This is a genomic window from Leisingera sp. ANG-S5 (genome assembly GCF_000813925.1).
GTDB lineage: Bacteria > Pseudomonadota > Alphaproteobacteria > Rhodobacterales > Rhodobacteraceae > Leisingera.
Genome location: NZ_JWLH01000005.1, coordinates 285,388 through 307,506 on the forward strand (window position 1 = coordinate 285,388; position 22,119 = coordinate 307,506).

At 62.5% G+C, this 22,119-nt stretch carries 21 protein-coding genes and 1 tRNA gene; 13 read left to right on the forward strand and 9 right to left on the reverse strand.

All coding sequences use genetic code 11. The annotated features are described in order from the left end of the window. Positions 1-19 precede the first annotated feature (19 nt). Positions 20-1,084: an A/G-specific adenine glycosylase gene (gene mutY, locus RA25_RS09650; protein WP_039171843.1), complete on the forward strand. Its 1,065-nt coding sequence runs from the start codon at positions 20-22 to the stop codon at positions 1,082-1,084. Positions 1,085-1,168: 84 nt separating this feature from the next. Beyond that, positions 1,169-2,302, forward strand: coding sequence for an alkane 1-monooxygenase (locus RA25_RS09655; RefSeq protein ID WP_019297602.1), 1,134 nt, complete (start codon positions 1,169-1,171; stop codon positions 2,300-2,302). 3 nt (positions 2,303-2,305) lie between these two features. Here RA25_RS09655 and RA25_RS09660 read toward each other — a convergent pair whose 3' ends face one another. The 4 genes from RA25_RS09660 to RA25_RS09675 form a co-directional block, all read right to left on the reverse strand. Continuing rightward, complete coding sequence (locus RA25_RS09660; RefSeq protein ID WP_039171846.1) at positions 2,306-3,694, reverse strand: adenylate/guanylate cyclase domain-containing protein; 1,389 nt, start codon at positions 3,692-3,694, stop codon at positions 2,306-2,308. Between the two features lie 194 nt (positions 3,695-3,888). Beyond that, the gene (locus tag RA25_RS09665; protein WP_019297600.1) at positions 3,889-4,992 is read right to left on the reverse strand and encodes a site-specific DNA-methyltransferase; all 1,104 of its coding nucleotides are present in this window, start codon (positions 4,990-4,992) and stop codon (positions 3,889-3,891) included. A gap of 107 nt (positions 4,993-5,099) precedes the next feature. Continuing rightward, entirely contained in the window at positions 5,100-5,717 is a 618-nt protein-coding gene (locus RA25_RS09670; RefSeq protein ID WP_019297599.1) for a ribonuclease HII, read from the reverse strand. A 98-nt stretch (positions 5,718-5,815) separates the two neighbouring features. After that, entirely contained in the window at positions 5,816-6,331 is a 516-nt protein-coding gene (locus RA25_RS09675; RefSeq protein ID WP_019297598.1) for a hypothetical protein, read from the reverse strand. 157 nt (positions 6,332-6,488) lie between these two features. On the opposite strand from RA25_RS09675, the gene RA25_RS09680 reads away from it, so the two are divergent. The 3 genes from RA25_RS09680 to RA25_RS09690 all read left to right on the forward strand — a co-directional run bounded on the left by RA25_RS09680 (position 6,489) and on the right by RA25_RS09690 (position 9,170). After that, a complete protein-coding gene (locus RA25_RS09680) occupies positions 6,489-6,782 on the forward strand; it encodes a hypothetical protein (RefSeq protein ID WP_039171849.1) in 294 nt (97 codons plus the stop codon). Next, positions 6,754-7,455 carry a winged helix-turn-helix domain-containing protein gene (locus RA25_RS09685; protein WP_039147461.1) on the forward strand — a complete coding sequence of 234 codons (702 nt, stop codon included), beginning with the start codon at positions 6,754-6,756 and terminating at the stop codon, positions 7,453-7,455. The genes RA25_RS09680 and RA25_RS09685 overlap by 29 nt, the downstream gene beginning before the upstream one ends. 140 nt (positions 7,456-7,595) lie before the next feature. Next, positions 7,596-9,170, forward strand: coding sequence for a DUF427 domain-containing protein (locus RA25_RS09690; RefSeq protein WP_052254212.1), 1,575 nt, complete (start codon positions 7,596-7,598; stop codon positions 9,168-9,170). A 56-nt stretch (positions 9,171-9,226) separates the two neighbouring features. Here the strand turns inward: RA25_RS09690 and RA25_RS09695 are convergent, their stop codons facing one another. After that, a complete protein-coding gene (locus RA25_RS09695; RefSeq protein ID WP_039171853.1) occupies positions 9,227-10,261 on the reverse strand; it encodes an acyl carrier protein in 1,035 nt (344 codons plus the stop codon). Beyond that, positions 10,258-12,447, reverse strand: a complete 2,190-nt coding sequence (locus tag RA25_RS09700) for a dehydrogenase E1 component subunit alpha/beta (RefSeq protein WP_039171856.1) — start codon at positions 12,445-12,447, stop codon at positions 10,258-10,260. The genes RA25_RS09695 and RA25_RS09700 overlap by 4 nt, the downstream gene beginning before the upstream one ends. Before the next feature lie 253 nt (positions 12,448-12,700). Between RA25_RS09700 and RA25_RS09705 the strand changes: the two genes are divergently transcribed. The 8 genes from RA25_RS09705 (at position 12,701) to RA25_RS09740 (ending at position 17,764) form a co-directional block, all read left to right on the forward strand. Next, a tRNA-Leu gene (locus RA25_RS09705) sits at positions 12,701-12,787 on the forward strand. 158 nt (positions 12,788-12,945) lie between these two features. Beyond that, positions 12,946-13,560 (forward strand): ribonuclease D, encoded by a 615-nt coding sequence (locus RA25_RS09710; RefSeq protein WP_019297592.1) that lies wholly within the window; start codon positions 12,946-12,948, stop codon positions 13,558-13,560. Further along, entirely contained in the window at positions 13,557-14,525 is a 969-nt protein-coding gene (locus RA25_RS09715) for a KpsF/GutQ family sugar-phosphate isomerase (protein ID WP_039171859.1), read from the forward strand. The genes RA25_RS09710 and RA25_RS09715 overlap by 4 nt, the downstream gene beginning before the upstream one ends. A gap of 22 nt (positions 14,526-14,547) precedes the next feature. Further along, on the forward strand, positions 14,548-15,147 hold the full coding sequence (gene lptC, locus RA25_RS09720) for an LPS export ABC transporter periplasmic protein LptC (protein WP_019297590.1): 600 nt from the start codon (positions 14,548-14,550) through the stop codon (positions 15,145-15,147). A 63-nt stretch (positions 15,148-15,210) separates the two neighbouring features. Beyond that, complete coding sequence (gene lptA, locus RA25_RS09725; protein ID WP_241477386.1) at positions 15,211-15,663, forward strand: lipopolysaccharide transport periplasmic protein LptA; 453 nt, start codon at positions 15,211-15,213, stop codon at positions 15,661-15,663. After that, positions 15,663-16,421, forward strand: a complete 759-nt coding sequence (gene lptB / locus RA25_RS09730; RefSeq protein ID WP_019297588.1) for an LPS export ABC transporter ATP-binding protein — start codon at positions 15,663-15,665, stop codon at positions 16,419-16,421. Before lptA ends, lptB begins: the two co-directional genes overlap by 1 nt. A gap of 268 nt (positions 16,422-16,689) precedes the next feature. Then, entirely contained in the window at positions 16,690-17,247 is a 558-nt protein-coding gene (gene hpf, locus RA25_RS09735; protein WP_019297587.1) for a ribosome hibernation-promoting factor, HPF/YfiA family, read from the forward strand. A gap of 52 nt (positions 17,248-17,299) precedes the next feature. Then, positions 17,300-17,764, forward strand: coding sequence for a PTS sugar transporter subunit IIA (locus RA25_RS09740; RefSeq protein WP_019297586.1), 465 nt, complete (start codon positions 17,300-17,302; stop codon positions 17,762-17,764). Positions 17,765-17,961: 197 nt separating this feature from the next. Here RA25_RS09740 and RA25_RS09745 read toward each other — a convergent pair whose 3' ends face one another. The 3 genes from RA25_RS09745 to RA25_RS09755 are packed head-to-tail and all read right to left on the reverse strand — an operon-like array spanning position 17,962 to position 22,085. Next, positions 17,962-19,395, reverse strand: a complete 1,434-nt coding sequence (locus RA25_RS09745; protein ID WP_039171862.1) for a sulfotransferase family 2 domain-containing protein — start codon at positions 19,393-19,395, stop codon at positions 17,962-17,964. A gap of 6 nt (positions 19,396-19,401) precedes the next feature. Continuing rightward, on the reverse strand, positions 19,402-21,102 hold the full coding sequence (locus RA25_RS09750) for a DUF5927 domain-containing protein (protein WP_019297584.1): 1,701 nt from the start codon (positions 21,100-21,102) through the stop codon (positions 19,402-19,404). Continuing rightward, positions 21,099-22,085 (reverse strand): glycosyltransferase family 2 protein, encoded by a 987-nt coding sequence (locus tag RA25_RS09755; RefSeq protein ID WP_039147469.1) that lies wholly within the window; start codon positions 22,083-22,085, stop codon positions 21,099-21,101. Before RA25_RS09755 ends, RA25_RS09750 begins: the two co-directional genes overlap by 4 nt. Positions 22,086-22,119: the final 34 nt, after the last annotated feature.

The window sequence follows — 22,119 nt, forward strand, 5'->3', positions numbered from 1 at the left end:
GCCGCCCAAGGAATAACGAATGCGTGACTTAAAGAGCGATTCCGCCACGATGAGCGAAGAACTGCTCGCGTGGTATGACGTGCATGCCCGCGAGATGCCCTGGCGGGTAGGTCCGGCAAGCCGCGCTGCAGGCATCCGCCCGGACCCTTACAGGATCTGGCTCAGCGAGGTGATGCTGCAGCAAACCACGGTTGCCGCCGTCCGGGAGTACTTCCTGCGATTCACCAGCCGCTGGCCATCGGTGCTGGACCTGGCCGCCGCGGAAGACGCAGACGTGATGAGCGAATGGGCCGGCCTCGGCTATTACGCCCGCGCCCGCAACCTGCTGAAATGCGCCCGCGCTGTGGCACAGGATCACGGCGGCAGCTTTCCGGACAGCTACGAAGGCTTGCTCAAGCTGCCCGGTATCGGCCCTTACACCGCTGCCGCCATCGCATCCATCGCCTTTGACCGGCCCGAGACCGTGCTGGATGGCAATGTGGAGCGGGTGATGGCCCGTGTTCACGACATCCACGACCCGCTCCCAGGTGCCAAACCGGTGCTGAAAGACCGCGCAGCAGAGCTCACTCCGGTGCAGCGGCCCGGCGATTACGCGCAGGCGGTGATGGACTTGGGCGCCACCATCTGCACCCCCCGCAACCCGGCCTGCGGCATTTGCCCCTGGCGCGGCCCGTGCGCGGCCCGCGTTGCCGGAACAGCGGCTGAACTGCCCAAGAAGACACCAAAGAAACCCAAACCCACCCGGCAAGGAATTGTCTATCTGGCGGAATCCGCCGATGGAACCTGGCTGCTGGAACGGCGGCCGGACAAGGGGTTGCTGGGCGGCATGCTGGGCTGGCCCGGCTCGGACTGGAGCGATGCGCCCGTCCCGAACCCGCCCTTTGAAGCAGATTGGCAGGAACTGGCTGGAGAAGTGCGGCACACCTTCACCCATTTTCACCTGATCCTGCGCATCATGACCGCAGAACTGCCTGGCGGGTTCAATCAAAGTGCGGAACAGGAATTGATTTCACGCCACCATTTCCGTCCTTCCAGCCTGCCCACGGTGATGCGTAAAGCCTTCGATCTATACAAAGGCCGCTAGGTTACCCTGCGCCCCTATTGGGTTTTTAAATGTCTGGGCATAGGGTTTCCCCAAACGCGCGCTGACTGATTTGGGAGACCTGGCATGATTGCCCCCGAAACTCTTTCCCGCTGGCAAAGCGCCCTGCCGTTCTGGATGTCATTTCTGCTGCTGCCGCTGGTCTGGATCGCGGCGTTGCAGGGCGGCTGGGCGCTGCTGCTGCCGCCACTCGTGACCTGGCACCTGTTTGCGGTGCTGGATGGGGTTTTCGGGCTCAATCTGGAAAACGCCGACCCGGAAACACCGGACAGAGACCTCAAGTGGTACAAGGCGCTGACAGCGGCCTGGGTGCCGCTGCAGTTCATCACGCTGTTCGGGCTGATCTGGTACGTGAGCGGCGCTGAACACCTGAATGGCTTTGAAAAGTTCGCCGCGTTCTTCGGTGTCGGGGTTGTGACCGGCGCCGTCGGTATCAACTACAGCCACGAGCTGATGCACCAGTCCAGCCGGATGGAACGCTGGCTGGGGGACATTCTTCTGGCGATGGTGCTGTACTCGCATTTCCGCTCCGAACATCTGCTGGTGCACCACCGCTACGTCGGCACCCCCCGCGATCCGGTCACTGCACGCTACAACGAGGGTTTCCACCGCTTCTATCCCCGGGTGCTGCGGCAATGCTGGCATTCTGCCTTCCGAGCCGAAAAAGAGAAACTTGCCAAGAAGAACCGCCCCTGGACCGACCGCTCCAACCCGTTCTTCCGCTACTGGGCATTGCAGGCCGCAATGCTGCTGCTGGCACTGATGCTCGGCGGTCTGACCGGTGTCCTCCTCTTCCTGGTTCAGGCAGGCACCGCGATCTGGCAGCTGGAAGTGGTCAACTACGTCGAGCACTACGGTCTGACCCGCAAACACCTGGGCGAGGGCAAATACGAGCCGGTCCAGCCGCGCCACTCCTGGAACGCGGCGCACAAGGCATCGAACTGGCTGCTGATCAACCTGCAGCGCCATTCGGACCACCATTACAAGCCGAACCGCCGCTTTCCGCTGCTGCAGAACTACACCGAGGCTGACGCACCGCAGCTGCCATACGGCTATCCGGTAATGACCATTGCCGCGATGATCCCGCCCTTGTGGCGGCGGGTGATGAATCCGCGGGTGCGCCGCTGGCGGCAGACTTACTATCCCGAAATCACCAACTGGTACGCCTATAACAAGGCGCAGAACCCGATGCCGCGCTAGAGGTCAGGCCCAAGCAAAGACGGTCATCGGCAGATCCAGCCCGCGCACTTCCTGATCCGGATGGCGGGCTGCGCCGTCCAGCAAGTCCAGCCCAGCCAGCTCCGCCTTGACCTGCGCGGCCATCGTTTCGCTGACTACAATACTGGCTTGCAGCCTGCGCGTCAGGTTCTCCAGCCGCGCGGCGATGTTCACCGTCATGCCCAGGACCGCATATTCCAGCCGGTTGGCACCGATATCACCCAGCAACGCCTCGCCATAATGAATACCGATCCCGGCCCGGATCTCGGGCTTGCCCTGTTTTGCACGGTCCCGGTTCCATCTCGCAAGCGAAGCCCGCATCGCGTGGGCGCAGGCCAGGGCATTCGTGGCGTCCTGCTTGCCAGCCACCGGCGTGCCAAAGGTCGCCATCAGCCCGTCTCCCAGATACTTGTCCAGCGTGCCGTGATGGCGGAACACCTCCCGCTCCATCCGGCCATGGAATTCACGCAAAAGATCAATCACCGCGTGCGGATCCATGCCTGCTGACAGCCGGGTAAAGCCGATAATATCGATAAACAGAACCGCCACGTACTCGCTGCGCACCTGCTTCAGCGGCTCATCGTTCTGGGACAGCTGTTCCACCACGTTGGGTGAAAAGTAACGCGACAGGTTCGCCCGCTCCCGTTCCAGGCTGGCATTGCTGCGCAAAAGCCCGTTGAACCGGCGCACCGAGAAACCCAGCGTCACTGCCACCAGCACAAAAACAAGCGCTTCCTGCACCCGCAATTTGACCACAAAGCTGTTAGGGTCAAAGAACAGTGCCAGTTCCGGCTCAAAACTAAGGGCGTCGCCAACAGCCTCTGTCAGGCCGGGAACCGGGCTGGAGAACCACCAGACCAGCCCCAGCGTACTCAGCCACATCATCGCGGTCCAGGTTCCGATCGCAATCACCGTGCGCCAGGAATAGGCCATGGTGCCCGCTGCAAGAATGATAAAGAAATACTGAAAGTTGTCGAACCTGTAGTGCATCGCCGCCGGAATTTCGCGGAAATCGAAGGGATTCGGCACGATAAACCCGAATGTCATGATTGCCAGGTCTAAAAAGATCAGGAACAGCTCCAGCCTCGATTTGCCGACCTTTCCGGCGCGGCTGATCAACCAGCCGTTCAGGCACAGAAGCGCAAGAAGCCCGTGGTAGTAAAGGACACTCCAAACGGGATTCAGAAAGACGATGAATACCGCGACTATCGGCAACGCAATCCAACGCGCCCGCACAGCCAGCTGCAGCCCGCGCCGCTTGTGCGCGTCCAAAGCAGCTTCCGCAAACCTGCCTTCCGCAGCAGAGAGCTCCTTGCTGCTTGCTTCTGCTGCTCTGGCAGCTCCGGTTCCAGTTGCAAACGCCGTATCGGTCATTGGTTCTCCCTCTTCCCGCTGGCTGCAGCAGCATTCCTGCTTCAGATAGTCACCTCGCCTCAAACAGGGAATAGCCCATCAGGCCGCAAACATGCAAAAAACCCCGCCTGATCCAGGCGGGGCAAGGTGTGCGCCTGCGCAATTTGCACAGGCACCTGCAATAGACTGTCGTGTTCTGAATAGCTCCGGGGGCGTCAGTTCTGCATTTCCGCCCGGATCTGCTGGCGCAGCACATCGATCGGCACGGTCTTGCCGTCGCGCTTGAAGCACCAGTAGGTCCAGCCGTTGCAGGACGGAGCATTTTCCAGATGCGCACCGACCTGATGGATGGACCCCTTGATGTTGTCGCCGATCAGGGTGCCGTCTGCCCGCACCTTCGCCTTGTGGCGGCGGTTCATCGAGTACAGCTCTTCACCCGGGCGCAGCATGCCGCGCTCGACCAGCTGGCCGAAGGGCACCCGCGGCGCCGCGCGCTTGCTGGCGGAAACCTCCAGCGCCTCGCGGTCGAACTTGCGCACTGCCTTGATCCGTTTCTCTGCCACCTTGCGGTAGGCTTCTTCACGTTCAATGCCGATGAATTCGCGGCCCAGCATCTTGGCGACCGCGCCAGTGGTGCCGGTGCCAAAGAACGGATCCAGCACCACGTCGCCCGGGTTGGTCGCGCCCACCAGGATCCGGTGCAGCAGCGACTCCGGCTTCTGCGTCGGATGCGCCTTGTCGCCGTTTTCGTCCTTCAGCCGCTCATGGCCGGTGCAGATCGGCAGCACCCAGTCGCTGCGCATCTGAATGCCCTCGTTCAGCGCCTTCAGTGCTTCGTAGTTGAACGTGTACTTGGCACCCTCGGACTTGGACGCCCAGATCATCGTCTCATGCGCGTTGGTGAAACGTTTGCCGCGGAAGTTCGGCATCGGGTTCGACTTGCGCCATATGACGTCGTTCAGAACCCAGTAGCCTTCGTCCTGCAACACGGCGCCAACGCGGAAGATGTTGTGGTAGGAACCGATCACCCAGATAGAGCCATTCGGCTTCAGCACCCGGCGCGCCGCCTTCAGCCACTCACGGGTGAACTGGTCATAGGCCGCAAAGCTGGAGAACTGGTCCCAGTGGTCATCCACAGCATCGACTTTGGAGTTGTCAGGGCGGTGCAGCTGGCCTTTCAGCTGCAGGTTATACGGCGGATCCGCAAAGATCAGATCAACCGAATTGGCCGGCAGACTGTTCATCGCTTCGACGCAGTCACCGCCAATAATCGTGTTTAAAGGGAGCGCTGCCGCGCCCTTTGTCATGGTTTTATTCATTGCTCTGCCTCATAACCGCGGCGCATTTTTGCGCTCATTAGGTTGTCCACAGGATGAGTCATCGCGGATTCGAGGTCAATTTGTTTATTACAACAACGCCTTACGGTTCACTCTTGATACAAGATATTGTGTACCGGTTTGAATGAGCGCCGATGATGTGGGGTTATCCCCAGCTGAACTAGCGCATCCCGATGCTGTTTCGAGGGGTAGCCTGCGTTTTTCTCCCAGCCATATCCCGGAAACTGTTGCGCCAAATCCACCATGATCCGGTCGCGAGCCAGTTTCGCCAGGATCGAGGCTGCGGCGATCGACACCGATTTGGCATCGCCCTTCACCACGGCCTCAGCCGGCAAGGCCAGTCCCTTGGGGATCAGGTTGCCATCGATCAGCAGGTAATCCGGTGCCGGATCCAGCGCTGCTACGGCGCGCTCCATTGCCAGATGCGATGCGCGTAAAATGTTCAGGGAATCAATCTCTTCAACCGTCGCATGAGCAATCGCCGTTTGGGCCGAAGACAGGATATCCCCCTCCAGTGCCTCCCGCTTCTTCAGGCTCAGTTTCTTGGAGTCATTAAGACCCTCAGGAATTGCGCTGATATCCAGAACCACCGCGGCAGCGGTCACCGGGCCGGCCAGCGGACCGCGGCCCACCTCATCCACACCGGCAATTCTAAGGAACCCTTTTTCATGGGCTGCGATTTCGAGACTGTAATCTGGCTGTGTCATGGTTCTGACAAAGCCAATCCCGGCGCTGTATGCAACCCGCACAAAAAGAGGGGGCCGAAGCCCCCCAAGTTTGCTGCTGCTCGAAACCGTTGTGCGGGTCACCGGTTCACCATCCGGTAGCCATGTCTTTTCAGGCAGCCGGGTTTAAAGCCGGTGCGGTTGCGCTGACCGTTCCAGAACGTCACCTTACAGGCCCGCGGCAGTTTGTGCGTGTAGCCATAGTTGCGGTCCAGGCAGCGCTTTGCGGCCAGCGGATAGTTCTGGCTGTAGCGCGGGAAGTAGCGGACGCAATGCGCGGGCAGATCATAACGGCGCACAGATTGCGGCAGCGGTTTGACGTGGCCGCCGTGACGGTTGTGCCCGCGGTACTCACGGCCGCCGTGCGAATGGTTCTGCGGCGGATTGTACGTGCGGGTCACCGCATGGTCATCCCGATCCCGGGAATGCTTGATGGCTGCGCCCAGGATCCCGAGCAGCGCCAGGCCACCAAGGATTTTCGCGACATCGTCGTCAGCGCGGGCAGGCGCCGCAGAGAAACCGGTAATGGCAATGGCGGCGGCGACAATCATTGCAATGAATTTGCGGTGCGGCTGGGGGCGGTGAATCTGGGTCATGTCGGGACCTTTCTTTTGAATATGCAGAACACTTGATGCCGCCAGCCTGTCCCGGCCCCTTTCAGACAGGCAATATCGGCGGGTTGTTATCAGATATCAGCTGCCCCAACCCCCTGCGGTTATTGAATTTCACGCACCGCGAACGCAGGATGGCCCCATGAAACAGCACCTTCTGATCCCCGCCCTTGCGGCCGCCCTTCTGGCGCTTTCCTCGCCCGTGATGGCCGCAGACTGCTATGCCGACTACAAGGCCAAGCAGGACAACCCGCTGCGGCTGCACTATGGTGTGATCCAGCTCTCCGGCGCCTGCCAGAAACAGGCCGCCCGCGGTGAAATCCAGGCCCGCATCGCACCCGCTGGATGGACGCTCCTGAATGTCCTCTCCGTCTTCGGCCCCGAAGGCCTGCAGCAAAGGAAGGCCAATGCCGGACCCTACTATCTCCGTTTCTGAGGCCCGTGCGGCCGGCAGCAAGGTCATCGGCTTTGGCATCGCTGTCATCGTGGCAATTCTGGCCGCGGCCGGCACGGTGCTGCTGCTGACGCTGCCCGATGCAAATGCCTTCAACGCCCGGGTCGAACAGCTGTTTATCGAAAACGACCTGACCACCCAGGCCGAGATCAAGCTGCTGGAAATCCTGGCACAGTCCGGCACCGCCTTTGCCGACACGCTGACCAGCTACCGGATGGTGATCTTTGTGCTGCTGGTCTTCGCCGCGGCGATGATGGTGGCGGCGCTGGCAGTTCTGGGCATGCTGGTGATGCTGAACCGCCGCATGGCCCAGATCGAACGCTCCGGCATCCAGGTGAACGAGCTGCTGATCAGCCGCGATGAAAACACCGTCTATCTAAACAACATGGGGTTCAAGCTGACACCCGCCGCGATGGAAACCCTCTCGGTCCTGGCCGAGGCCCGGCTGGACGACGATGTGCTGTCCGGCGCCGAGATTGAGGCTGTGATTTCCGGCCGCACCTCCGCCGATTGCGAGGAGGCCGCCGGCGCCACCCGGATCAAGCGCCTGCGTGATACCCTTGGGAACCAGATGGTCAGCGAACTGCTGGTGAAGAACATTGCCAAGCGCGGCTATGTGCTGGCCATCAGCAAGGACGTGATCCGCATGGTCTGACCCTTCCGCTCCGTTCTGCTCAATATCCTGTGTCCGGCTCTGGATTTTTCCGGCACAGTCCCCAGATAGTTCAGAACCGGCCTGCGCCGGCCGGTCCTGTTTCCGCCGCCTGAACGGCACATAGGACAAGGATCTCTGGGATGGACACACAGGTGCAGACCCGCAACCGGGGCTACGGCATTGTTGTCGAACCGCTGCAAGGCCTGGTCACCGCCCGGCGCAACGGCACAGTTGTGGCGCAAAGCTCCCATGCCAAGGTGATGTTCGAAACCCGGCTCCCGCCGGCGGTCTACTTCCCCGCGGCAGACGTGACCGCGCCGCTGTCAGCCCATACTCCCCTGCAAACTTTCTGCCCCTTCAAGGGCACCGCCAGCTACCGCGACATCCTGCTGCCCGGCAGCACAGTGCAAAACGGCGTCTGGGCCTACGAGGACGCCATGCCGGAGGCCGCCGCCATTTCCGGCCACATCGGCTTCATGCCCGGCGCCGAAGTTGAGTTCGACTTCGGCAGAAACACTGTTGAGATGCCGGATTACGGCAATATCTCCGGCCCGGTAATCGACTGGCTGCTGCGCGATGCCTCGATGGTGGCAACCCCGGAAGAGCTGACCGCCGCCTTGGCAGAGAAGTTTGTCGAGCAGGGTATCTACCTGTCCCGCCTGTCGGTCATGGCCTGGTCGCTGCACCCGCTGATCGCGGGCAAGAACTACATCTGGCAGAAGAAAACCGGCGAGGTTACCACCTACGCCCCGTCTTATGAAATCCACGACCATCCCGCGTATCAGAACAGTCCGCTGCGCCATGTCTCCAATGGTCTGGGCGGGGTGCGGCACCGGCTGGACGCCTGCTGCACCGACGATGCCTTTCCCATTCTTGAGGATCTGCGCAAGGAAGGCGCCACCGACTATGTCGCGATGCCGCTGCGGTTCTCCGACGGGCGCATCAATGTGCTAACGCTCACAAGCGATCACCCGAATGGCTTTTCCACCGCCAACCTGGGGCTGATTTTCGAATGCTCCGGGGTGATCGCCCGCTACTACGAGATTTTCATGCAGCGCGAAAACGCCCAAGCGCTGCTGGAGACATACGTAGGCAAGCGCACCGGCGCCCGGGTGCTCGGCGGCGAGATCCGCCGCGGTGACGGTGATGAGATCGACGCCGCCATCATGTTCTGCGACCTCCGCGGCTCCACCCGGCTGGAAGAGCAGCTGGGGCGGAAAGACTATATCGCGCTTCTGAACCAGTTCTTCGAAACCGCCTCAACCATCGTGCATGATCACGGCGGCGAGGTGCTGAAATTCATCGGTGACGCTGTACTCGCCGTCTTCCCGGCCGGCAGCGATCCGGAACAGGCGCGCACCCAGGCCCTGGGCAGCGCCCGCGCCATCGTTGCCCGGCTGGAGGAAATCGCCCAGGAAGAAGACGGCCACCGCTGCGAGGCCGCCATCGGCATTGCCTATGGCCGTGTGACCTACGGCAACATCGGCTCGCGCGAGCGGCTGGACTTCACGGTGATCGGCCAGGCCGCCAATATCGCCGCCCGGCTGGGCGACTACGGCAAAACCGCCGACCACGCGATTGTCGTCAGCCGCGACATCCTGGGCGACACCTCGCAGGGCGTCTCGCTCGGCGCTGTAAGCCTGCACAATGTCTCCCAGCCGGTCACCTGCTTTGCAATTCAGCCTGCCCGGAAATCCCAAGCAGCAGCCGAGTAGCCCAGCCTTTGCTCAGCACCGGGTAAAGGGCGGCGCAGCCGCCGCTTGCCTCTCGATCAGCCCGCGGCCAGGGACCGCTGCGCCGCATCCCCCATCGAAACCAGCAGGGGCGCCTCCTCCTGGCGCGCCTTGAAATCCGCCTTGGAAGTCATCCCCTGCCAGCCCGCCTGCACCAGCGATTGCGCCACCGCTCCGCCCAGCGTGGTGCCCGGACCGGTCACGATGAACAGATCCGGCGCAAATTCTTGGGCGGCATTCCGCACAGCAAGCGTGAAATCATAGGGCTCCACCACCTGATGCCCCAACGTGTAGTCCCGCAAGGCCTGCGTATCCGTGGCACCGGGCCACCAGATCTGCCCGCGCCCGTCGATCAGCGGCACTTCTGGCTGGGTGAACATCCCTTGCCCCAGACGCTTGCGCCCTTCCGCAGCCACCGGTGCCTGCAGGCTGGTGTGAAACGCCGCGTGGTTGGCCAGTCGCATCGGGAACCGCTCCTCGACCACCGGTACCGCGCGCACAAACGCCGCCAGACCGGCCTCGTTCCCAGCCAGCACCAGCATCCCGCCCAGATCAATCGACAGCGCCAGGTCATGCCTCTCGCGGTCATTTATCTCTGCCGCCAGCGCCAGCAGCTCTGCCTTGCGCGCGGGGTCGTTCTGCCAGTCCGGCCCAGCAAAGGGATAGACCAGCTGGCCGCCGATCAGCTGCTCCTGCATCAGCGTGCCCATGGTGTTCACAATCTTGAACCCGTCATCAGCGCTCAGCGCCCCGCCCGCCGCCAGTGCGATATACCAGCCCATCGAATTGCCGGTGACAGCAACCACCTCGATGTCCTCCGCCAGAGACTGCGCATCCGCCAATGCCGAGGCGTAGATCAGCGGCGAGGCAATATCCCCGCGCGAATATTTCGACACGGAAAACCGCGTGGCCCTGTCCAGCGCGGTGACCTCTTCCTGCCCGGCGTCCCGGCGCTGCGCGTCAAAACCCGCAAACAGCGCCGCCTTGTCCGCATGATGGCGGTGCAGATACCCCAGCTCCGCCTTGTTGTAGGTTCCCCGGCCCGGGCAGATCAGAACAGCAGTGCGGGTCATTTCTTGCCTCCTGCCAGCTGCAATGCGGCCGCAACAATGCTGTCCTTCGATGGCAGCGTCGCGCCATAGGCAGGGCCGGTTGCGATGAAGCAGTCGCTCGCAGCAATCCGAGCGGTGGGGATATCGCTCTGCTCCGCAAACAGTGCCATCAGCGCCTCGGACTGGCTGCCGGTGACACGGCATTCATCGACGATCAGCACGTTCTTGCAGCCCTCGACCGCATCAAGCAGCGCCGCCTCCGGCAGGGGCGCCAGCCAGCGCAAATCGACGATCCGCGCATCCACGCCCTGCGCCGCCAGCTCCGCCTGCGCCTGGGCCGACAGGTAGCGCCCGTTGCCATAGGTCACGATGGCCAGATCGGTGCCGTCCCCATGCACGCCAACCTCGCCCAAGCCGATGCGGCGGTCCGGAGAGGGATAGCTGCGCATCCAGCCGCCATCTTTCGCCTCATGCAGGTCCCGCATCGGATACAGCGCAATTGGCTCGACAAAGACCACCACCCGCTGCTCCTCGCGCGCCAGCCGTACTGCCTCGCGCATCATCATCGCAGCCTCCGCCCCGTCCGACGGGCAGGCAATCACCAGCCCCGGAATATCGCGCAGCACCGCCAGCGAATTGTCGTTGTGGAAATGGCCGCCAAACCCCTTCTGGTACCCCAGCCCGGCAATCCGCAGCACCATCGGATTGGAAAACTGTCCGTTGGAGAAGAACGGCAGCGTTGCCGCCTCGCCGCGCAGCTGGTCCTCGGCGTTGTGCAGATAGGCGAGGAACTGGATTTCGGGTATGGGAAGGAACCCGTTGTGCCCCATACCAATCGCCAGTCCGAGGATCGACTGCTCATCCAGCAATGTGTCGATCACCCGGTCCGGCCCGAACCGCTGCTGCAGCTTCTGGCTGACGCCATAGACCCCGCCCTTGCGGCCCACATCCTCGCCCATCATGACGATTTCGCCGTGCTCCAGCATCAGGTCGGTCAGCGCCCAGTTGATCAGACGCGACATCGGCTGCGGCTCCTCCATCGCCCGCATGTCGCTGCCAAAGGCCGCGGCGCGTGCCTCGGCACTGGGGCCATTGGTGGGCGCACACGCCCGTTTGGGCGGGATCAGGCTGGCCACGACATCCGCTGCGGTTTTCAAATGCGGCCGCGTCACCGCTTCCGCCCGGATCCGCTCCACCCGCGCGCAGGTGTCCTGGTAGATCTTCAGCGCGTCCTCGGGACGCAGCGCCCCCGCCTCATCCAGCAGCCGCACCGAATGCAGCAGCGGATCATTGGCCTCATCCGCCTCCACTTCTGCCTTGGCCATATAGGTGGTCGGCACATCCGCCCCGGCATGACCGTACAGGCGCACGGTGCGCAGATGCAGGAACGCCGGCTTCTTGCGCGTGCGCACATACTCCGCCGCCTCCTGCGCCACCGTGTAGGCGTTGTAGATATCCAGCCCGTCCGCTTTGAAGTACTTGATGCCGGGCCGCCCCGCCATCGAGGCCTCGATCCAGCCTTTCGGCGTCTTGGTCGAAATTCCGATACCGTTGTCCTCGCAGACAAACAGCAGCGGCAGCGGCGTCGACTGCACCGAGGTCCAGCCGGCCGTGTTGAACGCTCCCTGCGCTGTCGAGTGGTTGGCAGATGCATCGCCGAATGAACACAGGACAATCGCATCCTCCGGCAGCAGCTGATGCTCCGGCTGGTGCCGTTTGGCGGCACCGATGGAATAGGCTGCGCCCACTGCCTTCGGCAGATGCGAGGCAATGGTCGAGGTCTGCGGCGGGATCATCAGCGCCTTGGACCCCAGCACCTTGTGCCGCCCACCCGAGGTCGGGTCTTCGCTAGAACAGGCAAAGGACAGCAACATATCCCAGGCAATCCGCTGCCCCGGCACCTGATCGGCGCGGGCAATCTGAAACGCCGCATCCCGGTAATGAAGAAACGCCATATCAGTGGGGCGCAGGGCGCGGGCCACCGCTGCCATCCCCTCATGCCCGGAGGAGCCGATGGTATAGAACCCCTGCCCCGTTTTCTGCATGTCCCGGCTGGTCAGGTCCAGCGCCCGGCTCAGCACCTGCGCGCGAAAGGTGGAAACAGCCTCAGCCGCCGCCAGCGGCCCGCTTGGTGCAGCACCTGCGGGGAAGTCCCCGGCCTTGACCCGGTCCAGGAAGTTCTGATGCACGATCTGGGCGCGGTCCATGCGGCCTCCTTACGCTGATTGACCATGTCCTTATCCGCGAATCCGGGACGTGAAGCCAATGAGTTTGCGTACTGGCATCATTCCAAAACGGAATGTCAAATCCGCCAATCAGTCCGGATCGTCACATAATGGCCGGAAGTGCCGCGCGCACGCCCAAGGCCGCAGACCAATACGCGCGCCACTGTTGGCTTTGCCCGTCTTTTCCGTTTGACGGCCCCGGCAAACCATCTTATACGCCCTCTCCACGACACCTGCCCAGGTGGCGGAATTGGTAGACGCGCTAGCTTCAGGTGCTAGTGTCCGTATGGACGTGGAGGTTCGAGTCCTCTCCTGGGCACCATTCCCCAAGAATGACAATCCGCAGCCTCCTTCGGGTCTCATTGCGTGGATAATCGGCCCGCGTAAACCAGCCTGTCTTCGCGCAGTTGAGTTTGCAGGCCAAAGCGCCTATTTCCTCTGCAACAGCTCCGGTGCGGTGAAAATCAAAAGGGAATTCCAGTGGCCAATTACCTATACAAGAGCGACCTGCCCGACGGGCTGGATCTCGGTCCCGTTGTCGCCATTGACTGCGAGACCATGGGTCTGAACCCCCACCGCGACCGTCTATGCGTGATCCAGATGTCCGGTGGCGACGGCAATGCCCATATCGTGCAGGTGGAAATCGGCCAGACCGATGCCCCCAATCTTTGCCGGATGCTGGAAGATCCCAATGTGCTGAAGCTTTTCCATTTCGGCCGCTTCGACATCGCTGCGATGTACCACGCCTTCGGCGCCCTGGCAGCGCCGGTCTATTGCACCAAGATCGCCAGCCGCCTGGTACGCACCTACACCGACCGCCACGGGCTCAAGAACCTGACCCAGGAACTGATTGGCATCGACATCTCCAAACAGCAGCAGATGAGCGACTGGGGCGCCGAAGAACTGACCGAGGCTCAGCTCGACTACGCCGCCTCTGACGTGTTGCACCTGCACAAGCTGCGCGATGCTCTGAACAAGCGCCTGGCCCGTGAAGGCCGCACCGAAATGGCCCAGGCCTGTTTCGATTTCCTCCCAACGCGCGCCAAGCTGGACCTGGCTGGCTGGCCCGAAACTGACATTTTTGCCCACTCATGACCGATTCAGAAAAATTCCTCGCCACCGCCCGTCAGGTGATCACAGATGAGGCCCAGGCACTGAACGCCCTGGCTGAAGGTCTGGATGAGCGTTTTGCCGAAGCCGTGCAGCTGATCCTGCAGGCCAAGGGCCGCATCATCGTCAGCGGCATCGGCAAATCCGGCCACATCGGCCACAAGATCGCGGCAACGCTGGCCTCCACCGGCACGCCTGCTTATTTCGTACACCCGGCCGAGGCCAGCCACGGCGATTTGGGCATGCTGTCGGAAGGCGACGTGGTGCTGGCCATCTCCAACTCGGGCGAGGCACCGGAGCTGGCAAACCTGCTGGCCTTCACCCGCCGCTTTGCCATCCCGCTGATCGGGCTCTCCAGCAAAATGGACAGCACCCTGATGAAACAGGCGGATGTCCACCTGCAGATCCCCTCGATGGGCGAGGCCTGCGGCTTTGGCATGGTGCCCTCAATCTCCACCACGCTGACGCTGGCAATGGGCGACGCACTGGCGATTGCGCTGATGAAACACCGCGATTTCCGCCCTGAGAATTTCCGCGATTTCCATCCGGGCGGCAAACTCGGCGCCCAGCTCAGCAAGGTGCGCGACCTGATGCATGCAGAAGACGCGCTGCCGCTGGTTTCCGAGACAACCCCGATGGCCGACGCGCTGATCGAAATCAGCCAGAAAGGCTTCGGCGTGGCAGGCGTTGCTGCCGCCGATGGCTCCCTCGCCGGCATTATCACCGACGGCGACCTGCGCCGCCACATGGACGGGCTGCTGGACAAGACGGCGGCCGAGGTCATGACCACTGGACCGGCCACCATTGCCCCCGGCGCAATGGCGCAAGAGGCCGTCGCAGTGATGAACCAGCGCAAGATCACCTGCCTGTTTGTGGTCGATCCTGACAACGGGCAAAAGGCCGAGGGGCTTCTCCACATCCACGACTGCCTGCGTGCAGGATTGGGCTGACAAGGGGGCCTGAAAGGAAACTATGGACAGCCATTCCAGAGCCGTCGCCTACCTCAAGGTGCTGCTGCCGCTGGCCGCCCTGGTCCTGCTGTCGACCCTGTTCCTGATTTCCCGCGGCGTAAACACCGATGCGGTAATCCCCTTTGCGCAAAGGGATATCGAGGACCGGATGAAAGGCCAGCAGGTCACCTCGCCCTTTTTCTCAGGCACCACCGCGAAGGGTGATGAGATTATGGTCACAGCGGCACTGGCCCGCCCGGGCGGCGAAGGCGCACCCGCGGTTGCAAGCGACCTATCGGCGGAGTTCAGACTGGCGGAAGGCGGCAAGATCACCCTTGCCTCCGACTCCGGTGCCATCCACCCCGGCCAGGATATGGCGCGGTTTACCGGCCATGTGACCATCACCTCTGCGGACGGCCTGATCGTCGAGACGGAAGAGCTCAATACAGCCCTCAGCGGACTGGAAGCCAGCAGCCCCGGTCCGGTCCGCGCAACCGGTGTTATCGGCGAATTGACCGCAGGTAACATGCAGATCCGCGCAAAAACAGAGGGCGGCCCGGTCCATATGGTGTTCAAAAACGGGGTGAAGCTGCTATATGATCCCCAGCAACCGGAAAGATAACCTGTGTCCTATTTGCGCGCATTGATTTTCTGCCTGCCCCTTGCGGTGCTTCCCGGCCTCTTAATGGCACAAACGGCCTCCGTCGCCTTTGGCGCCGTCAAGGCCGACCCCAGCCAGCCGGTTGAGGTGACGGCCGACAATCTGGCAGTGAACCAGGCAGACGGCTCCGCCGAATTCACCGGCAACGTCCTGATCGTGCAGGGTATCATGCGGCTCTCTGCCGACAAGGTTCTGGTGATCTACAAAACGGCAGGCGAAAGCGGCGGCGAGGCCGGGATCGAACGGCTGGAGGCCACCGGCAATGTGATCCTGGTCAGCGGCCCGGACGCAGCCGAGGCGCAGCGCGCCGAATACACCATCGACCGCGGCACCATCGTGATGACCGGAAATGTGCTGCTCAATCAGGAAAACGGCACCCTGGCCTCCAACCGGCTGGAGGTGAACCTCACCTCGGGCACTGCCCGCATGGCCGGCCGGGTGAAAACCATCCTCAATCCAAACGGCGGCAGCAACTGATGGCGAAACCGGACCTGAAAGTGACCGAGGGCTCCTCCGGGCTGCGCATCGAACGGCTGCGCAAATCCTACCGCAAGAAGGTGGTGATCCGGGATGTCTCCATGTCCCTGAACCGCGGCGAGGTGGTGGCGCTGCTCGGTCCCAACGGCTCCGGCAAGACCACCAGTTTCTACACCATTGCCGGGCTGGTGTTTCCGGAGGCCGGCACCGTCAGCATCGACGGCCAGAACGTGACCGGCCTGCCGATGTACCGGCGCGCGCGCCTGGGCATCGGCTACCTGCCGCAGGAAATGTCGATCTTCCGCGGCCTTTCGGTGGAGGACAACATCTCTGCCGTTCTGGACATCTCGCAAAAGCACGAGCACAAGCGCCGCGAACGGCTTGAAGAACTGCTGTCAGACTTCTCCATCGAACACCTTCGCCGCGCCCCCGCGCTGGCACTGTCGGGCGGTGAAAGACGCCGGGTGGAAATCGCCCGCTGCCTGGCCGCCGACCCCAAGTACTTGCTGCTCGACGAACCCTTTGCCGGCGTCGACCCGATCTCGGTCGGAGACATCCGCCACCTGGTCGCAGACCTCAAGAAACGCGGTATCGGGGTGCTGATCACGGACCACAACGTGCGCGAGACGCTGGAGATTGTGGACCGCGCCTACATCCTGCATGACGGCCAGGTGCTGATGTCCGGCAGCCCCGAAGAAGTGGTGGAAAACGAGAACGTGCGCCGCGTTTACCTGGGCGACAACTTCCGTATTTCCTGATCCTTTTCACGCCTCCGCGGCAGCAAATAACCGCCGCAAACCCAGGCTTCTTTTTTCGCGTTATCCATTGACTCTCCCGCTGTCTTGCCGTGGAATTGACCCATGGCATACGCGCAGTCCGATGCAGTCCGAACACCAGCCTTGGCGACAAGGCCCGGACGGATGCAACCGGACCGCTGGCCTGCCCCCCGGTTCCGGACCTGACGTGACACCGCCAAGGATTGCCTTGGCGGCAGGCCCGGCCGCAATAAATTGTGAAGGAGATCACATGCGTTACAAAATCAGCGGCAAACAGATCGACATCGGCGACGCTCTGCAGGTTCATGTGCAGAACGAGCTCGGTTCGGCCGTTCAAAAATACGCCGAACGGCCCACCGACGCGACTGTGGTCTTTTCCCGTTCGGCGCATGAATATGTGTGTGAAGCCACCGTCCATCTGTCGACCGGGCTGAGTGCTCAGGCGAAAGCCCACGAAACCGAAATCTATGCGGCCTTTGATGCCTGCTGCGAGAAAATGGAAAAGCAGCTGCGCCGCTACAAGCGCCGTCTCAAGGATCACCACAAGGACCGCAGCGAGCCGGTTGAACATCTGGGCGCCAACTCGTATATCCTCGCCTCTGAGGAAGCGGATTCCGAACCGGACTCGCTGCAGCCGATCATCGTCGCCGAAATGGAGACCCGCATCCCCTCCCTGTCTGTCGGGGAAGCAGTGATGCAGATGGAGCTGGCAGGCGCACCGGTGCTGGTCTTCCGCAATGAGGGCAAAGACGGATTGAACGTGGTCTACCGCCGTGAAGACGGCAACATCGGCTGGATCGATCCGTAAACACACTTAAGGCATCGGCGCCCCCGCAGGGGCGCCGGAACGGAGCAGACACATGCAGATTTCCAGCATCCTCAAGCCAGAGGCCGTCCGGGTAATCGGAGCGGTCTCAAGCAAGAAGCGCTTGTTTCAGGAAATCGCAGAGGTCGCTCAATCCGCCTACGGGCTGGATGCCCAGCCCACACTCGAAGCGCTGCTGGACCGTGAAAGCCTCGGTCCCACCGGTGTCGGCCACGGCGTGGCTCTTCCGCATGCCCGGCTCGACACCATCAGCGAGGTCTGCGGCACATTCCTGATCCTGGAGAAACCACTGGATTTCGGCGCGGTTGACCGCCAGCCGGTGGACATCGCATTTGCCCTGTTTGCGCCCGAAGACGCCGGTGTCGAACATCTGAAGGCGCTGGCGCTGGTGTCGCGCACCCTGCGGGAGCAAAGCTTCTGCACCAAGCTGCGGGCCAATCACGACCCGGCCACGCTCTACACCATCCTGACAGAAGGCCAGTCCGTCCAGGCGGCCTGAGGCACGGGCATCGACGATGCGACGGCTCCGGCGCGCAACAGCGGCCGCAGGGCATGTGTTCTTGAAAACCGGCACCGCCGCCGCGCCAAGCCCGCGCCGCCCCCGTGCGGCGCCTGGCCCAAGGCCGTTCCGGCTGTTCAGACCCCTGAACATCCGGCGGGCGCGGGAGCGCTGAGTTTGCAGCGGGAACGGAAGGGTCAGCCCTGCCGCCAGGGCCCGAACCCAAAGGCCAAGTAGTCACGCTGGTAAACCGAGGCGATCAGCGCCTCCAGTTCCGCATCATAAATATCCGCCAGTGCAAACGGCGTTTCCGGCTCTGCTTCAGGCACTGCACCCGGCTCCATCCGGCCCAGTTTGCGGGCCAGCGCCACCAGATCCTCGCCCATTTCCTCTTCGCGGATCAGCAAATCCGGCGGACCCAGTTCGGCAAATCCGGCCAAAGCCTGGCTCTGGGTTGCCCATTCCGCATCCAGCCGGACTGAGGTCTGCCCGGCCAGGCTGGACCTCACAAACTCCAGAAATCCGGTAAATGCTTCCCGGTGCTGCGACCGGGAATAGCCCGCGTCCGGCCCTTGCTCCGGCAACGGCAAGCCAAACTGCCGCCGCAGCGTATTGCGGATCTGCCGGTAACTGCCCTCGCCTGCGTTCAGGATCCGGCGGCAGAACACCGCATGTGCCCGCGCCGCCGGGTGGCGCAGCACCGTAAAGCTGCGAAATCCCTTGTTGCCGCGCTTCCATTGGCGCAGCTGTTTCTGGTTCATGCCCTGGATCAGCCCCTCTGGTGCCACGTGGTCCAGCCCGGCCATCCAGCGTACCACCTCCGCCTCCGGCCCGCCTTTCAGCGGCAGGTACAAGAGCGGTGTCACCACCCCTACCGCATATCCTGGCACTGCCGGGCCGCGGCGCGGCTCGAAGTTCGGGGTCCGGGTCAGATTGAACCGGTCCATGCCGGCCAGCGCCTCCTGCATCTCCTCAGGATTGGCAACCTTGGCCAGCACCGGCGCCGGGTTCTGCCGCTTGAGGCTGCCATCCAGAGCTTCCAACTGGTGCGGCACCCCCAGCCACCGGGCCAGCCCGTTCATCACCTCAACGCTCTGCAGGTCCTCATAGGCCACATAAAACGCTGTCTGGCCCAGCGCCTGCAGCCTGTTCAGCAGTGTGACCTGGAAATCCTGCAGCGCGCCCACATGAGCTGCAAACTCCGCCGCATCAAACCGCGCCTTGGCGTCCTTGCGCCGCTTCACATCGGTCAGCTTCCACTGGCCGGTCTCCTTGGCAATTTTCCACGACACATAACTGTCCAGCGGATTGCGGGTCAGGATGATCTTGGCACAGCGCGGATCCTCCAGCATCAGGTCCAGCACCCGCGGGTCATGATCGTGGAAGTAGCGGAAGCCCCCCAGCGCGCGCGGGTCTTCCTTGATCTTCCGGATCAGCCGCGCCGGGTCTGCTTCCCGCATGGACCGGGTCACGCCCAGGATGTCCGTGCTGTTGGGATAGCCGATAAAATGCGGATTGAAAGCCTCGCCATGACAGACCAGCCCGTCAAAGGCATTCAGGTTGGTCTCCAGGAAATTGGAGCCGGTCCGCATTTCTGCAAAGACAACAAAGTAATCAAAGGAAGAAGGCATCAGGAATTATCGCACCAGATAGGGTTTACGCTGCGGCTTCGGTGGGCTGGCAGGGCTTTGCCCGACCGGGAAATCCCCCATCAGATAGGGATGCATGCCCTGGTTTTTCAGATTCTGCAGGAACTGCCCGAAGCCTTCAAGATCTGTCATCCTCGGCGCCTCACCCAGATGCCGCGCGGCCAGCGGGCCGATCTCGTCAATGATGGTCTGCAAGGGCTCCATCGGCGCCTCGACAAACTCTGCCATCGTCCAGATCCGCACCCGCGCCTTGGTCCATTGCGAGCGCAGGATCTGCAGCTGCTCGGCTTCGCGCTGCTGCAGCCGGGCCGCTTCCTGGCGCAGCTCCGCAAAGCTGCGGCTGGACTTGAACAGCGGAACCGCCCAGGCGCCGCTGATGACCGATACCTGCGCATTGGTGTCCCGCGCCACCAGCCAGTTCACAGCCTGATTGTCGCGCGGGCCGAACTGGAAACACTGGCGCTCGCCGCGGGTGTTCCAGATCAGGCTGGTCAGAAAGCTCTCAGGATTGTAGTCGCGCAGCTTCGCGTTGCCGTTCAGGCAGCCGTTGATCAGGGTCTGGCCTTCAGAAAACGCCGCCCCCTCGGGCGCAAAGATATGCCCGTGCACCCGGGCGCCGGTTGTCCGGGCCAGCCAGATCTCGAAATCCTCGAACAGCTCGGCAAATCCCTGGAACACCGAATAGGGGCTGGAAGTGATCCCGTTCTCCGATCCGTGGCCGGGAAAACGGCTCTGCATATAGAGGCCCGGCCGCCCGCGGGTGCGCCGCTCCACCGCCTTGGCAAAGATCCGGTCGATCTTGCCCGGATTGGGCTCCGCGCCTTTCATCGCCCCGGCCGGATCAGTCAGAAACGCCTGATAGAGCCGTTCCGCATGGGGCCAGATCTTGCGCGCCACAAAGCAGTCGGAGCGGCGCAACAGCTGCAAGTGGTCGTCATAGAAAATATGCGGCTTGCCCTGGAAATCGAACTTGCTCAGCGTCAGCGAGCGGCTCTCGATATTGCTGGAATACTGCCGCGCCAGGGTCTGAAAGTAGCTTTCATCCGGGATCCACACCTTGCGGAAATAGGCATCATAGGCCGGACGTTCCGGGTCCTGCAGAATTGCCGCCAGGGTCCGCCGGGTCAGGCACCACCATTGGCTGCCCATATGCGGCACCAGCCCCGCCGGGATCCGCCGCTTGAACCGCAGCTTGCGCTGCAAGTTCACGTAGCGGTCGAACAGATAGCGGTGCTTCTTCCAGGAAAACGGGAACCGCAGCGTGAACCGCTCATGGCTCAGGCCGCCAACGATCCAGGGCACATCCGCGGTGGTGGCGCTTTCAATGAAATCGGTCTCCGGGCGCGCCGCCAGATAATCCGCCAGCTCCTGCACCGGCCTCAGCGGCAGGCAGGAGCCTGAGGCCAGATAGACATGCCGCACATCCGGAAACTCCGCCAGCATCACCTCGGAGGCCGACTGCGAAGCCGCGACGATGCCCCAGGTGCCCCATTCACAGCGGTGGCGGGCAGAGAACCGCACCAGCGGGCTGCCATCCAGCGACTGCCGGAACCGGTCAAACACGTCACGCCTGACATTGCGGTCCACATGCAGCACCACCGGGCAGCCCGCTGCGGTCCAGTGGCGCACCACCTGCGCCGCCCGGTCCAGCGCCGTGTGCACCAGCATGACAATCCCAACCGTGCTCATGCCCAGTTCCCCTTGGACATCAGCCCCAGGATCTCAAGCTGGCGCCAGTTGATGTATTTCTCGCTCCACTTGCACCACAGCTCCGGCTGCTCCGCCATCTTGGCGGCATAGGCCTTGTATTCCGCCGACCCGCCATAATGCTGGCCGCGCACCAGCTCCTCTTCAGCCTTGGCGGTGAAGGTATCCAAAAACTTGGTGTGCAGCAGCGCGCCGCTGGCTTTTTCGCCGCCATCACTTTCATAAACCTGGTTCAGCCCGCGCGGCAGCAGCGCGTGGGTGGAACTGGCATAGGCATAGCGCCGGTGCCATTTGACCAGCGGGATCTTGTTCAGCGCCGGTGCCTTCTTGGGCTCATCGGCGAAGAACACCCGCGCCCGCGGCCCGCCCTGGATCCACAGGTTGCCGTATTCCTTGTTGCGGCTGATGGTGTAATTGCCGCTGTCGAACCAGTGGGCAATCTCCAGCGGGTTTTGCCCGGGCTGATACGGCACCTCGCCGATCCGGCCCTTGGGGTACACATCCAGCAGCATCGCCGAGAAGCTACGGATCGCCGAATTGTCCAGCCAGTCGGTCAGCGCCCGGATCGGCCGCGTGTCGCAGAACGGGTAGATAAAGAACTCATCCGGGTCGACCACCAGCACCCAGTGATCATGCGCGTACTTGCGCTTGAGGTAGTTCATCCAATCGATGCCGAAACCCGCCCGCCTGTAACTGGCGGTGGTCTGCCACAGCGAGACATCCTCCATTCCCTGAAGATAATCTGTGGTGCCATCGGTGGAGCCATTGTCCACGAACAGGAAATGATTGACGCCCAGGCCGCGGTAATACTGCAGGAAGTAGGGCAGGCGGATCTGCTCGTTGCGCATGGTGCAGACCAGCAGAATATCCCCCGGACGGATCGCCCTCGTGTTGTCCTGCACAGGCGACAGCTCACCGGACTTGCGCACCGCGCGGACCAGCCGCCGTTTGCGCCGCAACCGCATCCGGTAAGAATCCCAAAGCCCCACGTCTACTCCA

What these genes read in the sequence shown, in the direction of transcription:
- mutY (WP_039171843.1), top strand. Translation starts at nt 20, where the DNA reads ATGCGTGACTTAAAGAGCGATTCCGCCACGATGAGCGAAGAACTGCTC.
- RA25_RS09655 (WP_019297602.1), top strand. Translation starts at nt 1,169, where the DNA reads ATGATTGCCCCCGAAACTCTTTCCCGCTGGCAAAGCGCCCTGCCGTTC.
- RA25_RS09660 (WP_039171846.1), bottom strand. Translation starts at nt 3,694, where the DNA reads ATGACCGATACGGCGTTTGCAACTGGAACCGGAGCTGCCAGAGCAGCA.
- RA25_RS09665 (WP_019297600.1), bottom strand. Translation starts at nt 4,992, where the DNA reads ATGAATAAAACCATGACAAAGGGCGCGGCAGCGCTCCCTTTAAACACG.
- RA25_RS09670 (WP_019297599.1), bottom strand. Translation starts at nt 5,717, where the DNA reads ATGACACAGCCAGATTACAGTCTCGAAATCGCAGCCCATGAAAAAGGG.
- RA25_RS09675 (WP_019297598.1), bottom strand. Translation starts at nt 6,331, where the DNA reads ATGACCCAGATTCACCGCCCCCAGCCGCACCGCAAATTCATTGCAATG.
- RA25_RS09680 (WP_039171849.1), top strand. Translation starts at nt 6,489, where the DNA reads ATGAAACAGCACCTTCTGATCCCCGCCCTTGCGGCCGCCCTTCTGGCG.
- RA25_RS09685 (WP_039147461.1), top strand. Translation starts at nt 6,754, where the DNA reads ATGCCGGACCCTACTATCTCCGTTTCTGAGGCCCGTGCGGCCGGCAGC.
- RA25_RS09690 (WP_052254212.1), top strand. Translation starts at nt 7,596, where the DNA reads ATGGACACACAGGTGCAGACCCGCAACCGGGGCTACGGCATTGTTGTC.
- RA25_RS09695 (WP_039171853.1), bottom strand. Translation starts at nt 10,261, where the DNA reads ATGACCCGCACTGCTGTTCTGATCTGCCCGGGCCGGGGAACCTACAAC.
- RA25_RS09700 (WP_039171856.1), bottom strand. Translation starts at nt 12,447, where the DNA reads ATGGACCGCGCCCAGATCGTGCATCAGAACTTCCTGGACCGGGTCAAG.
- RA25_RS09715 (WP_039171859.1), top strand. Translation starts at nt 13,557, where the DNA reads ATGACCGATTCAGAAAAATTCCTCGCCACCGCCCGTCAGGTGATCACA.
- lptC (WP_019297590.1), top strand. Translation starts at nt 14,548, where the DNA reads ATGGACAGCCATTCCAGAGCCGTCGCCTACCTCAAGGTGCTGCTGCCG.
- lptA (WP_241477386.1), top strand. Translation starts at nt 15,211, where the DNA reads ATGGCACAAACGGCCTCCGTCGCCTTTGGCGCCGTCAAGGCCGACCCC.
- lptB (WP_019297588.1), top strand. Translation starts at nt 15,663, where the DNA reads ATGGCGAAACCGGACCTGAAAGTGACCGAGGGCTCCTCCGGGCTGCGC.
- hpf (WP_019297587.1), top strand. Translation starts at nt 16,690, where the DNA reads ATGCGTTACAAAATCAGCGGCAAACAGATCGACATCGGCGACGCTCTG.
- RA25_RS09740 (WP_019297586.1), top strand. Translation starts at nt 17,300, where the DNA reads ATGCAGATTTCCAGCATCCTCAAGCCAGAGGCCGTCCGGGTAATCGGA.
- RA25_RS09745 (WP_039171862.1), bottom strand. Translation starts at nt 19,395, where the DNA reads ATGCCTTCTTCCTTTGATTACTTTGTTGTCTTTGCAGAAATGCGGACC.
- RA25_RS09750 (WP_019297584.1), bottom strand. Translation starts at nt 21,102, where the DNA reads ATGAGCACGGTTGGGATTGTCATGCTGGTGCACACGGCGCTGGACCGG.
- RA25_RS09755 (WP_039147469.1), bottom strand. Translation starts at nt 22,085, where the DNA reads ATGCGGTTGCGGCGCAAACGGCGGCTGGTCCGCGCGGTGCGCAAGTCC.